A 12,640-nucleotide genomic window follows, 5' to 3' on the forward strand; every position below is an offset into this window, starting at 1 on the left:
CGGGGAAACCCGGCTTTTTAATTTAAGACTTCGGCAGTATATGCCCCATCTTTTCCGCTTTAGTGTCCAGATAGTGCGCGTTCTTGGGATTGCGACCCACTACCAGCGGCACCCGCTCAACAATGTTAATCCCCGCCTCGCTGAGGATCTCCACTTTACGTGGATTATTCGTCAGCAGACGCACTTCATTTACGCCGAGCAATTTAAACATATCAGCGCACAGCGTGAAGTCGCGTTCATCGGCGGCAAAACCGAGTTGATGGTTGGCTTCAACCGTGTCGTAGCCCTTATCCTGCAACGCATAGGCGCGGATCTTATTCAGCAGGCCGATGTTGCGTCCTTCCTGGCGGTGATAGAGCAACGCGCCGCGACCCTCTTCAGCGATGGCATTCAACGCCGCTTCCAGCTGGAAGCCACAGTCGCAGCGCAGGCTGAATAGCGCATCACCGGTCAGGCATTCGGAATGAACGCGCGCCAGCACCGGCTCGTTGTCATTAATATCGCCAAAGACCAGAGCAACGTGGTCATGTCCGGTTGCCAATTCTTCGAAACCGACCATCAGGAAATCTCCCCATGGCGTGGGCAGTTTGGCTTCTGCCACCCGTTTAAGCTGCATGTGACTCTCCAGAACCTTCAGAGGATGCACTATCATCATGATAGCGCACAGGCCAGTGTGGCCTGACAAACGTGCGATATTGTGCCACAACCCAGCGGCGCGCTGGTAATCTGTCAGAACAATTGGTGTGATAAAGCACAATTATCTAATCAAAAGCGGTTATGTTATTCTTTTTTAAGCTAAAGTTATGCTGTTTTCGCTGTTTGTCGTCGATATAAGGGAAAAGGATGTATAAAATTTCGCGTCGTACCACCTTCGGGATGTTACTGCTGTTAATTATGCCGATCGGTGTCTGGTTATCAGGCTGGCAATGGCAACCGGGTGAAAGCAACGCGATGTTGAAAGGCCTGTTCTGGATGACTGAAACGGTGACCAATCCGTGGGGAATTGTGACCAGCGTGCTGTTGAGCGCATGGGTGTTATGGTGCCTGCGTTTCCGCCTCAAACCGGCCATCCTGTTGTTGTTGATCATGAACGCCACCATCCTGGCCGGACAGTACACCAAATCTTTCATTAAAGAGCAGGTGCAGGAGCCGCGTCCGTATGTGATCTGGCTGGAACAGCACCACGGTCTTGACGACAAAGCGTTTTATCAACTGAAGCGCAAGCAGCGCGGCGAAATGGTCACCGCGTTAATTGCGGATGAGACCCGGATACCCGGCTGGCTGAAGCGCCACTGGGCCTTCGAAACCGGTTTCGCCTTTCCTTCGGGTCATACCATGTTTGCCGCCAGCTGGGCCTTGCTGGCGATCGGGTTGCTGTGGCCGCGTCGCCATTACAAAACGGTAGTGATTGTTTTTCTCTGGGCGATGGGCGTTATGGCCAGTCGTCTGCTGCTTGGCATGCACTGGCCGCGCGATCTGGCGATGGCTACCGTGCTGTCGTGGCTGCTGGTTACCGTCGCGACCTGGCTGGCCCAGCGCGTCTGTGGTCCACTCAGCCTGCCGCCGGCGGAGCAAAAAGAGGTGGCGCAGCGGGAACCCTGATTGTAATTCGCCATAAAGTCCCCATATTATTGATCGGGCTGGCGTAAAAGCGGGCCGTCCGATGCTGCTGGGAGCAGCATTTTTGCTGGAGTTTTGGCATAATTCTACCTGACAACCTCACAACAGGATGCACTGTGAAATATTTGCTGATTTTTTTAGTGGTATTGGTCATTTTCATCATCTCCGTCACGCTAGGCGCGCATAACGACCAGGTTATTACCTTCAACTACCTGCTGGCGCAGGGTGAGTTCAGCATTTCGACCTTACTGGCAACCCTGTTTGGTGCAGGTTTCGTGCTCGGCTGGGTGATCTGCGGTCTGTTCTGGTTACGCACCCGCGTTTCGCTGGCCAATGCCAATCGAAAAATTAAGCGTATGCAGACGCAGCTTGAGCAGAGCACCGTGGTAGCGACAACGCCATCTTCACCGGCTGGCCGGGAATAAACATCGATGCTTGAGCTGCTGTTTCTGTTACTGCCGGTTGCGGCTGCGTATGGCTGGTATATGGGCCGCCGCAGTGCGCAACAGGACAAGCAACAGGAAGCTAACCGTCTGTCACGCGAATATGTCGCTGGCGTAAACTTCCTGCTCTCCAATCAGCAGGATAAAGCGGTCGACCTGTTTCTCGATATGCTGAAAGAGGACAGCGGCACCGTCGAGGCGCACCTGACGCTGGGCAACCTGTTTCGCTCGCGTGGTGAAGTCGATCGCGCCATCCGCATCCATCAGGCGTTAATGGAAAGTGCCTCCCTCAGTTATGAACAGCGACTGCTGGCGATCCAGCAGCTGGGACGCGACTACATGGCGGCCGGGCTGTATGACCGCGCAGAGGATATGTTTAAGCAGCTGACGGATGAAACCGATTTCCGCATCGGCGCGCTGCAGCAGCTGTTGCTGATCCATCAGGCGACCAGCGACTGGCAGCAGGCGATTGAAGTGGCAGAGCGGCTGGTCAAGCTGGGCAAAGATAAGCAGAAAGGCGAAATCGCTCATTTTTATTGCGAACTGGCGCTTCAGGCGATGAGCAGCGACGACCTGGATCGCGCCATGAGCCTGCTGAAGAAAGGGGAGGCGGCCGACCGTCAGAGCGCGCGCGTCTCGATTATGATGGGCCGTATTCTGATGGAGAAAGGCGACTACGCCAAAGCCGTCGGTCACCTGCAGCGGGTACTGGATCAGGACAAAGAGCTGGTGAGTGAGACGCTGTCGATGCTCGAAACCTGCTTCCAGCGGCTCAATCAACCTGAAGCCTGGGCAGAGTTCCTGCAACGCTGCGTCGAAGAGAATACCGGTGCCGCAGCCGAACTCTATCTGTCAGATATTCTTGAACAGCAGCAGGGGCCGGAAGCGGCGCAGAACTACATTAACCGCCAACTCCAGCGCCACCCGACCATGCGGGTATTCCATCGCCTGATGGATTTCCACCTGCACGAAGCGGAAGATGGCCGCGCCAAAGAGAGCCTGATGGTGCTGCGCGACATGGTCGGCGAACAGATTCGTACTAAACCGCGCTATCGCTGCCAGAAGTGTGGCTTTACTGCCCATGCACTCTACTGGCATTGCCCATCGTGCCGCACCTGGTCATCGGTTAAGCCGATTCGGGGCCTTGACGGCCAGTAATTACCGCGCCTTACAGTGCGCTGCCAACCTGTTTAATAGTTACAACATACTAAAGGATATTCACTGAACCCCAATGCGGCAACGGTGCGCGCAACGTCAGGCAGGCGGAGAATGGCGATTGTGATGACCCGAGGCCGCAGGTAGAATGCTTGCCGTTTGTCTATCGCGCCCGCGGGTGCCAACTGCAGAGGAAATGACATGCCTTCACCCCACACCGTGACCGCTTCGCCGATTCTGGTGGCGCTTGATTATCACGACATCAACAGCGCGCTGCGCTTTGTCGATCAGATCGATCCGCGCAGCTGCCGGCTGAAAGTGGGCAAAGAGATGTTCACGCTGTTTGGCCCCTCGCTGGTCACCACGTTGCAGCAGCGCGGATTTGAGGTGTTTCTCGATCTTAAATTCCACGACATTCCCAACACCACCGCGCATGCTGTGGCCGCCGCTGCCGATTTGGGCGTATGGATGGTCAATGTCCACGCCAGCGGTGGGGCACGCATGATGAACGCCGCACGTGAAGCGCTGCTACCCTATGGTAAAGAGGCACCGCTGCTGATTGCCGTCACGGTATTGACCAGCATGGATGAAGAGGATTTGAGAGGGCTGGGCATCACGCTCTCGCCAGCCGAACAGGCTGAGCGACTGGCGAAACTGACGCGCGAATGCGGCCTTGATGGTGTGGTCTGTTCAGCGCAGGAGGCGGTCCGCTTCAAACAGGTGATCGGTCAGGATTTTGCCCTGGTCACGCCGGGTATTCGTCCGGCAGGCAGCGATGCCGGCGATCAGCGTCGTATTATGACGCCCCTGCAGGCTAAACAGGCCGGCGTGGATTATATGGTGATCGGCCGTCCGATTACCCAATCTGCCGATCCGGCAGCGGCACTGCAGGCCATTCTGCAAAGCCTGGAGGAGAAGTAATGGCAAATGATAATCCACTGGTTTATTCAACCGACAGCGGCCGCATCACGCAGCCGGAGCAAAAGGCTGAACGGCCAAAAGGTGATGGGATTGTCCGCATTCAGCGCCAGACCAGTGGCCGTAAAGGCAAAGGCGTCTGCCTGATCAGCGGTATCGATATGGATGATGCCGGATTAACGCAACTGGCGGCTGAGCTGAAAAAGAAGTGCGGCTGTGGCGGCTCGCTGAAAGAGGGCGTTATTGAGATTCAGGGCGACAAACGCGACCTGCTGAAAACGCTGCTGGAAGCCAAAGGAATGAAAGTTAAACTGGCGGGCGGCTGAATAAAAAAATCGGGCTACAGAAGTAGCCCGATTGACAGGTAGATGCTTAGCGTAGCCGATTATTATTTTAATACGGTCATTAATGGACCTGATGACCGATAATACCACCTACAGCAGCGCCGCCGACCGTGCCGAGCGCGCTTCCGTTGGTCAGTACTGAACCACCAATCGCACCCGCACCCGCGCCAATCGCGGTGTTACGGTCACGTTTAGACCAGTTAGAACAGCCGCTTAACGCGACAACTAATGTGGTAGCCAGTACAGCAGCGGTGATTCGTTTCATTGTAATTGTCATAACTTCTCCTTTAATGTGCTCACAGAGGCAACACCTTAAGTATAGCTCCGATATTTCCTCAACCCGCTTGTGCGCCCATTATTGCCGCTTCCCTGTCGGCATCGAAACAGGCTTCACCATCGACACACTGTCTGTAGCGGGTGAGTGACAACGCCAGCCCATCAGGACCACGCGTTGCCTGAGAGAATTCTATGCATTCTGCGCCAATTACGAAGATAGACAATTCTGAAATCACGACACATTTTTGCATTCACAGCCATTTCCCTCTGCGTTTATAGCCATTTGCTCCATAACCTTTTCGCGCCGTAATCCGCAGAATTTAAGGACAATTGTCCGCAGGAGAAAAGGCATGCTGGAACAGCTAAAACAACAGGTTCTGGACGCGAATCTGGATCTACCTAAATACAACCTGGTGACCTTCACCTGGGGAAATGTCAGCGCGGTAGACCGCGAACAGGGCTTACTGGTGATCAAACCGTCCGGCGTGCGTTATGAAGAGATGACACGCGACGATATGGTGGTGGTTGAACTGGCCAGCGGCAAGGTGGTGGAAGGCGATAAACGTCCCTCATCTGATACCGCCACTCACCGTGCTCTCTATCTGGCGTGGCCGGAGGTCGGCGGTATTGTCCATACCCATTCGCGGCATGCGACCATCTGGGCGCAGGCAGGTCGAGCGATTCCCGCCTGGGGTACCACCCATGCCGATGACTTCTACGGCGAGATCCCCTGTACCCGCGCGATGCGCGATGAAGAGATCCAGCAGCAGTATGAGTGGAATACCGGTGAAGTGATTATTGAAACCTTCGCCCAGCGGGGCCTGTCACCTTCAGCGATACCGGCGGTGCTGGTCAATTCGCACGGACCTTTTGCCTGGGGTAAAGATGCACATGCGGCGGTACACAGTGCGGTGGTGCTGGAAGAGGTGGCCTACATGGGGCTGTTCAGCCAGCAGCTGACGGCAAATCTGCCACCGATCCAGCAAACCCTGCTGGACCTGCACTACTTACGTAAGCATGGCGACAATGCCTGGTACGGTCAGAAATAATCGTCGGGACGCCAGCAGCGTCCCGTTTTTTTGTTCCCGCCACAACTGGTATGGCGATCGTGATCATACTTATCAAAACAATCGATCAATAAAAATAAAACGCTGTTTCATTTTATCGTGGCGATCACTGTTTTCGTTACGCCCAGTCACTATTTTGCTTGCATCGCCTTCGGGCACTTTTCGCAGCTCCCACTGGCATAGCAAAGGTGACATTAATATGCATATCAAACGTGCAATAGACAAAATCCCTGGCGGCATGATGTTAATTCCGCTGTTTATCGGCGCGCTCTGTCATACCTTCTCTCCCGGTGCCGGGAAATACTTTGGCTCTTTCACCAACGGCTTAATGACCGGTACCGTACCGATTCTGGCGGTGTGGTTTTTCTGTATGGGGGCGTCGATCAAGCTGAGCGCCACCGGCACGGTGTTACGCAAGTCCGGCACGCTGGTGCTGACCAAAATTGCTGTGGCGTGGGTAGTCGCGGCCATTGCGTCACGGGTAATGCCGGAAAACGGGGTTGAAGTCGGTATGTTTGCCGGTTTATCCACCCTGGCGCTGGTGGCGGCAATGGATATGACCAACGGCGGACTTTACGCGTCGATCATGCAGCAATACGGTTCGAAAGAGGAATCAGGCGCCTTTGTGCTGATGTCGCTTGAATCCGGTCCGCTGATGACCATGGTGATTCTCGGGACGGCAGGAATTGCTTCATTCGAGCCGCATGTGTTTGTCGGAGCAGTGCTGCCGTTTGTGGTGGGATTTGCATTAGGGAACCTTGATCCTGAACTGCGTGAATTCTTCGGTAAAGCAGTGCATACCCTGATCCCGTTCTTCGCGTTTGCGCTGGGTAATACCATCAATCTGGCGGTGATTGCCGAAACCGGCCTGCTGGGCATTATGCTGGGCGTGGCGGTGATCATCATTACCGGCATCCCGCTGATTCTCGCCGATCGACTGATCGGCGGCGGTGACGGCACGGCGGGCGTGGCCGCGTCCAGTACCGCCGGGGCAGCGGTAGCGACGCCGGTGCTGATTGCGGAAATGCTGCCGCAGTTTAAAGCGGTTGCGCCGGCGGCAACCGCACTGGTGGCGACCTCGGTGATCGTCACTTCGGTACTGGTGCCAATCATTACCGCACTCTATTCAAAACGCGTTAAGCGTATGCATGTCGCCATCGATCAACGCGCTGCCATTAAGTAACCCGCCTAATCAATCCCCGACAGCTCTGTCGGGGATCACTCTGGATTTTGTGTTGTAAATCAATCTCTCATTTGGTCTGGACTCACTCTGCATTACGCTGATGTGGCGTATTAAGCGCATCAAATATAAACAGAGGATGAGACAATGACAGTTATTAACCAAGCAACGTGCAGATTATTTACCGAAGTCGGCAACACCACCCAGTTAGTCGCCTATTACGAGGAAGGACGACGCACCATGTGGATGATGCTGCGCGCTCAGCCGCGTCCCAGCTTCAACCACGAACTGATTGAGGAGATCATGAACCTGAGCTATGCCGCGCAGCGTTCCGGCCTGCCAATCGATTTCTGGGTGACGGGCTCGCTGGTTCCACAGATGTTTAACGCCGGAGGCGATCTGCGCTTCTTTGTTGAGTGCATCCGTAATAACCGGCGCGAAGCACTGCGGGCTTATGCCCGGGCCTGTGTTGACTGTATCCATTCAGCAGCACGCGGTTTTGACACCGGCGCGGTCACGCTGGCGATGATTGAGGGCAGTGCGCTGGGCGGTGGCTTTGAAGCTGCGCTGGCGCACCACTTTATTCTGGCGCAGAACAACGCGCGGATGGGCTTCCCGGAAATTGCCTTTAACCTGTTCCCGGGAATGGGCGGTTATTCGCTGGTGGCACGTCGTGCCGGCATGAAGCTGGCCGAAGAGCTGATCTGTGAAGGGGAGTCGCACAGCGCGGAATGGTACGAAACACGCGGTCTGGTGGATAAAGTATTTCAGCCTGGTGACAGCTATCGCGCCACCCGAACCTTTATCGATACCTTACGTCCGAAACTCAACGGCGTGCGGGCAATGCTGAAAGCGCGTCAGCGCGTGCTGCAATTGTCACGCGCTGAGCTGATGGACATTACCGAAGATTGGGTTGATTACGCCTTTACCATTGAACCCAAAGACATTGCTTATATGGAACGTCTGGTACAGTTACAAAACCGCCACAGCGCATCACTGCGTAAAGCGGGCTAGTAATTAACAGCGTTAAACGCGGGCAGGATGCTTAGCCAGCCAATGCCCAAATTGCTCCGCGGGCATTGGTTTTGCGTAGAGATAACCCTGACGCCCGTCAACACCACTTTTAAGGATAAATTTCTCTTCATCCTGGGTTTCAATACCCTCGGCAATCACCTGCAGGTCAAGCGCCTTGGCGACGGCGACGATGGCACGCACCAGCGATTGTGAAACCGGCTGCTTATTGATATTACGGATAAAACTTTGATCGAGCTTAATGGCGTTAATCGGGACCCGCGCCAGTTGTGACAGCGAAGAGTAGCCGGTACCAAAGTCATCGAGATGCACCTGAGCCCCCAAATCCTGAAACTGCTTCATCAGCTTCAGCGCTTCGGTCTCATTTTCGATCAGGCAACTTTCGGTCAGTTCAATATCGATCGGGCAATCGGTCAGACCGGCCTCGGTCAGCGCCTGTTTCAAATCGCTGTAGATACTTTGATCGATCAGCTGGCGGGCAGAGACGTTGACTGCCACCCGCAGATACACGCCGTCCTGACGCCAGGCGATAATCTGCTTCAGCACGTTAAGCATCACCCAGCGACCCAGCGGCACAATCAGCCCAGACTCTTCGGCGTAGGGAATAAAATCGCCCGGCGAGACCATCCCGCGCTCCGGTGAAATCCAGCGCACCAGCGCTTCGGCGCTGCGCACGTTGCCGTCACTGTCGATTTTCGGCTGGTAGTGGACAATGAGGTGATCCAGCTCCAGCGCTTTACGCAGGTTAGTGTCGAGCCACAGATACTCAAACACCCGCTGATTCATCTCAGCCGCAAACACACAAAATTTGCCGCGGCCGTTCTCTTTAGCATGGTACATCGCGGTGTCGGCGTTGCGGATCAGGCTCTCGCGATCCTCGCCATGCATCGGGGCGAGGGCGATACCGATCGAGCAGCCGCTGTAGACTTCAATCAGCCCAATGCGGAACGGCTGACGCAGTCGCTCGAGGATGCGGGAAGACATCGCCTCCAGCGCCGCCTGGCTGGTGTGTTCTGCCAGCACCACAAATTCATCACCGCCCAGGCGACCCAGCGTCTGATCTTTGCCGAGGCAGCTCAGGATCGCCAGCGACACAGCCTGCAACAGCTGATCGCCAAACATATGACCGTAGGCGTCATTCACTTTCTTGAAATTATCGAGATCGAGATAGACCACGCCGGTCTCATCGCCGCCAGCTTGCTCCAGCGCCTGACTCATTTGCTGATGAATCGCGTTACGATTGGGTAATCCGGTCACCGTATCGGTGTTGGCCAGCACCCGCAGGCGTTCCTGGGCGCGACGCTCCTCGGTTATGTCCGTGCCTGAACAGATGAGGAAAATTTCATTTTTGCCACTGCCGCTGTGAACGAACTTATTACGAAACAAGAACAGTCGCTGGCCTTTTCTGGTTTTCACCCAGCGCTCGACCTCATAGGAGTTACCATCCCGGAAGAAGCCGGCAATGTTACGTCGCGAGGCCGCAGCTTCCTGTTTGGTCATAAACAGCTGAAAGACATTCTGGCCAATCACCTCATGTTCGTTCAGACCGGTATATTCTTCACTCAGGCGGTTAAAACGCTGGATGTTGCCACGCTGGTCAAGAATGACGATCACCGAATTGGCTTCCGAAACCACCTGTTCGGCGAATGAAAGCCCTAATGTCAAATCACGGGCAACCGCGGCGGTATCGCCCCAGGCAGAGGCGGTTCCGGCCCACGAAGATTGGTTAACTTTGCGGCCGACCAGATGCAACGGTACCGCAACACCCTGCAACGGCAGCGTCAGATTAATACTTGAGGTGATGACCGGCATGGCCCGTATCATCGCAGCCTGGCCGGGGGTTAGCGGCAGGGCTATATTGGTTAGTGACGACTCATCTTCGGCAAAATTCAGCGCATCGCTGTCCGCGGTCAGACGCCAATGAGGGCTGGTTGTACCAAACAAGGTGTACAACAACGTTTGCCCTTGTTCATCGGTCATGGAAACTTCCTCCGGGGAGTGCTCTGCAGGCGTTATCTCATTATTTTAGCAACAGTATTCATCATCCGACGTTAGCACAAGGTACAAACCAAATATATTTTGCTATCAAGATATGAATGGCACAAAAAAGCCCCACTTCCGTGGGGCTTATTACGTTCATCAGCAGGGACATTTTCCGAGCTTACCGGCCTGGCTGGGGAAGCGGGCATCCAGACAGTAGCGGTGGAAATCACGCTCATTCATCGGCGTCTGTTCAGGGTGATGCAGTCGCATATGCTGCAGGTATGTTTGATAATCCTGCACCCCGACCATTAAGCGAAAGCACTGTTGCAGCCCTCGCCACAGGCTCCGCCAGCGAAAGGGCACCGCATCGCGGGCCGTAACAAACTGGCAGCGATGGATCTGCCACTCGCCCTGCGGACGACGCACCGGATGAATCGCATCAGACATGACGCACCTCCTTATTACGCAGCGCAACCGTCGATTCATGCGTGGTCGGCAGGTTACTGCGCAATGCCTTGCGGATAACAAAGAAGGCGGCAATCAGCATCGTCACCGCCACCAGCATAAAGAAGCCGCACAGAGCCGCATTGATCTGATTGCTGAAGACGATGGTCTGCATATCGGCCACGGTTTTCGCCGGGGCAATCAATACGCCTTCATCCAGCCCTTTTCGGAACTTACTGGCCTGCGCCAGAAAGCCGATTGACGGTTTTTCATGGAAGATTTTCTGCCAGCCGGCGGTCATTGAGGTAATGAACAGCCAGAGGGTTGGCAGGATGGTGACCCAGGCGTAGCGTTGTTTTTTCATTTTGAACAACACCACGGTACCGAGGATCAGCGCCATTGAGGCCAGCATCTGGTTTCCGATACCAAACAGCGGCCACAGGGTGTTAATGCCGCCCAGCGGATCGACCACGCCCTGATAGACAAAGAAGCCCCAGCCCGCCACCGCGACCGTGGTACCGGCCATGTTGCCGAGCCAGGAGCGGTTATTCGCCAGTGAAGGCACCACGGTGCCGACCAGATCCTGCACCATAAAACGGCAGGCGCGGGTACCGGCATCGACGGCAGTCAGGATAAACAGCGCTTCAAACAGGATGGCGAAGTGGTACCAGAACGCCATCATCGCCCGGCTGTTGAAAATGTCGGTAATGATGTGTGCCATCCCGACGGCAAAGGTTGGTGCACCACCGGCACGTGAGAGGATAGAGCCTTCCCCCACGTCGCGGGCAATGCCGCTCAGCATCTCTGGCGTCACCACAAAGCCCCAGCCGTTGATCACCTGCGAGGCGCTCTCAACGGTGGTGCCAATCAGCGCAGCCGGTGAGTTCATGGCGAAATAGACGCCGGGGTCCAGCACCGAGGCGCAAATCAGCGCCATGATCGCCACGAATGACTCCATCAGCATCGCTCCGTAACCAATGAAGCGGATATGGCTTTCACGCTCCACCAGTTTCGGCGTGGTGCCGCTCGACACCAGCGCATGAAAGCCGGAGATGGCACCACATGCAATCGTGATAAACAGGAACGGGAACATTGCGCCGGAGAAGACCGGGCCGCTGCCGTCGATAAATTTGGTCACCGCTGGCATTTTCATCTCTGGCATGGCAAACACGATGCCAATCGCCAGTCCGGCAATGACGCCAATTTTAAGGAAGGTAGACAGGTAATCACGCGGGGCCAGCAGCAGCCAGACCGGCAGGACCGAGGCAATGAAGCCGTAAATCACCAGTACCCAGGTGAGCGAAGTGCCTTTCAGGGTGAAAAACGGTCCCCAGTAAGGATGCTGCGCCACGTCACCGCCATAGATGATCGCCGCCATCATCAGCACAAAACCGATCAGCGACACTTCAGCGATTTTTCCGGGGCGGATAAAGCGCATATAAACGCCCATAAACAGCGCGATAGGAATGGTGGCGGCGATGGTAAACAGGCCCCAGGGGCTGTTGGCTAACGCCTTGACCACCACCAGCGCCAGCGCCGAAAGAATGATGATCATCACGCCGAGCGCGCCAAGCATGGTGACCACACCGGCAAAGGCACCCAGTTCCTGACGGGCCATTTCTCCCAGCGAGCGGCCATCGCGGCGGGTGGAAATAAACAGGATCAGGAAGTCCTGTACCGCACCCGCCAGCATCACCCCGACCAGAATCCAGATGGTGCCGGGCAGGAACCCCATTTGTGCCGCCAGGATCGGCCCGACCAGCGGACCGGCACCGGCAATGGCCGCGAAGTGGTGACCAAACAGCACCCACTTGTTGGTCGGCACATAATCGAGACCGTCATTCAGCCGCTCGGCGGGCGTCAGACGGCGGTCATCCAGTTCAAAAATATTGCGGGCAATAAACAGGCTGTAAAAGCGATAGGCGATGCTGTAGCAGGCAACCGCCGCAATCACCAGCCAGACTGCGTTGACGTGTTCGCCGCGGCTGAGTGCCAGCATAGCGAAAGCGCCCGCGCCGATTAACGCCACCACTAACCAGATCGCGCCGGTTTTGACGTTTTTCATGACTAACTCCTTGTGAGGATCGAGAGAGATGCGATCGAAAACAACGAGTCAAACTTAATGTAATGGAATGTAAGTGAAAGTTAATCGAGGAAGAAGTGTGAAGCGGGGTACAA

Annotated in this window: 13 protein-coding genes; 8 read left to right on the forward strand and 5 right to left on the reverse strand. The window is 55.5% G+C overall.

Annotated elements, in window-relative coordinates; all coding sequences use genetic code 11:
* Window positions 1–22: 22 nt before the first annotated feature.
* Window positions 23–616: a GTP cyclohydrolase II gene (gene ribA / locus ABIB18_RS04145; RefSeq protein WP_031374552.1), complete on the reverse strand. Its 594-nt coding sequence runs from the start codon at window positions 614–616 to the stop codon at window positions 23–25.
* 227 nt (window positions 617–843) lie between these two features.
* Between ribA and pgpB the strand changes: the two genes are divergently transcribed.
* The 5 genes from pgpB to yciH all read left to right on the forward strand — a co-directional run bounded on the left by pgpB (window position 844) and on the right by yciH (window position 4,462).
* Window positions 844–1,602, forward strand: coding sequence for a phosphatidylglycerophosphatase B (pgpB, locus tag ABIB18_RS04150; protein ID WP_031374551.1), 759 nt, complete (start codon window positions 844–846; stop codon window positions 1,600–1,602).
* Window positions 1,603–1,736: 134 nt separating this feature from the next.
* Window positions 1,737–2,045: a LapA family protein gene (locus ABIB18_RS04155; RefSeq protein WP_031374550.1), complete on the forward strand. Its 309-nt coding sequence runs from the start codon at window positions 1,737–1,739 to the stop codon at window positions 2,043–2,045.
* A 6-nt stretch (window positions 2,046–2,051) separates the two neighbouring features.
* Window positions 2,052–3,221 carry a lipopolysaccharide assembly protein LapB gene (gene lapB / locus ABIB18_RS04160; RefSeq protein WP_031374549.1) on the forward strand — a complete coding sequence of 390 codons (1,170 nt, stop codon included), beginning with the start codon at window positions 2,052–2,054 and terminating at the stop codon, window positions 3,219–3,221.
* 198 nt (window positions 3,222–3,419) lie between these two features.
* A complete protein-coding gene (gene pyrF, locus ABIB18_RS04165) occupies window positions 3,420–4,139 on the forward strand; it encodes an orotidine-5'-phosphate decarboxylase (RefSeq protein ID WP_031374548.1) in 720 nt (239 codons plus the stop codon).
* A complete protein-coding gene (gene yciH / locus ABIB18_RS04170; RefSeq protein ID WP_031374547.1) occupies window positions 4,139–4,462 on the forward strand; it encodes a stress response translation initiation inhibitor YciH in 324 nt (107 codons plus the stop codon). The genes pyrF and yciH overlap by 1 nt, the downstream gene beginning before the upstream one ends.
* A 79-nt stretch (window positions 4,463–4,541) precedes the next feature.
* Here the strand turns inward: yciH and osmB are convergent, their stop codons facing one another.
* Complete coding sequence (gene osmB / locus ABIB18_RS04175; protein WP_031374546.1) at window positions 4,542–4,757, reverse strand: osmotically-inducible lipoprotein OsmB; 216 nt, start codon at window positions 4,755–4,757, stop codon at window positions 4,542–4,544.
* A 349-nt stretch (window positions 4,758–5,106) separates the two neighbouring features.
* On the opposite strand from osmB, the gene araD reads away from it, so the two are divergent.
* The 3 genes from araD (at window position 5,107) to ABIB18_RS04190 (ending at window position 8,017) form a co-directional block, all read left to right on the forward strand.
* Window positions 5,107–5,805: an L-ribulose-5-phosphate 4-epimerase gene (gene araD / locus ABIB18_RS04180; protein WP_031374545.1), complete on the forward strand. Its 699-nt coding sequence runs from the start codon at window positions 5,107–5,109 to the stop codon at window positions 5,803–5,805.
* 217 nt (window positions 5,806–6,022) lie between these two features.
* Window positions 6,023–7,006 carry a 2-keto-3-deoxygluconate transporter gene (kdgT, locus tag ABIB18_RS04185; RefSeq protein WP_031374544.1) on the forward strand — a complete coding sequence of 328 codons (984 nt, stop codon included), beginning with the start codon at window positions 6,023–6,025 and terminating at the stop codon, window positions 7,004–7,006.
* A 144-nt stretch (window positions 7,007–7,150) separates the two neighbouring features.
* Window positions 7,151–8,017, forward strand: a complete 867-nt coding sequence (locus ABIB18_RS04190) for a crotonase/enoyl-CoA hydratase family protein (protein WP_031374543.1) — start codon at window positions 7,151–7,153, stop codon at window positions 8,015–8,017.
* A 12-nt stretch (window positions 8,018–8,029) separates the two neighbouring features.
* Here ABIB18_RS04190 and pdeR read toward each other — a convergent pair whose 3' ends face one another.
* The 3 genes from pdeR to ABIB18_RS04205 form a co-directional block, all read right to left on the reverse strand.
* The gene (gene pdeR, locus ABIB18_RS04195) at window positions 8,030–10,015 is read right to left on the reverse strand and encodes a cyclic di-GMP phosphodiesterase (RefSeq protein ID WP_031374542.1); all 1,986 of its coding nucleotides are present in this window, start codon (window positions 10,013–10,015) and stop codon (window positions 8,030–8,032) included.
* A gap of 159 nt (window positions 10,016–10,174) precedes the next feature.
* Complete coding sequence (locus tag ABIB18_RS04200; protein WP_159223484.1) at window positions 10,175–10,465, reverse strand: YbdD/YjiX family protein; 291 nt, start codon at window positions 10,463–10,465, stop codon at window positions 10,175–10,177.
* Window positions 10,458–12,527, reverse strand: a complete 2,070-nt coding sequence (locus ABIB18_RS04205; protein WP_354473706.1) for a carbon starvation CstA family protein — start codon at window positions 12,525–12,527, stop codon at window positions 10,458–10,460. Before ABIB18_RS04205 ends, ABIB18_RS04200 begins: the two co-directional genes overlap by 8 nt.
* Window positions 12,528–12,640: the final 113 nt, after the last annotated feature.

This window comes from Pantoea sp. UYEF8, assembly GCF_040546285.1.
GTDB lineage: Bacteria > Pseudomonadota > Gammaproteobacteria > Enterobacterales > Enterobacteriaceae > Pantoea > Pantoea brenneri.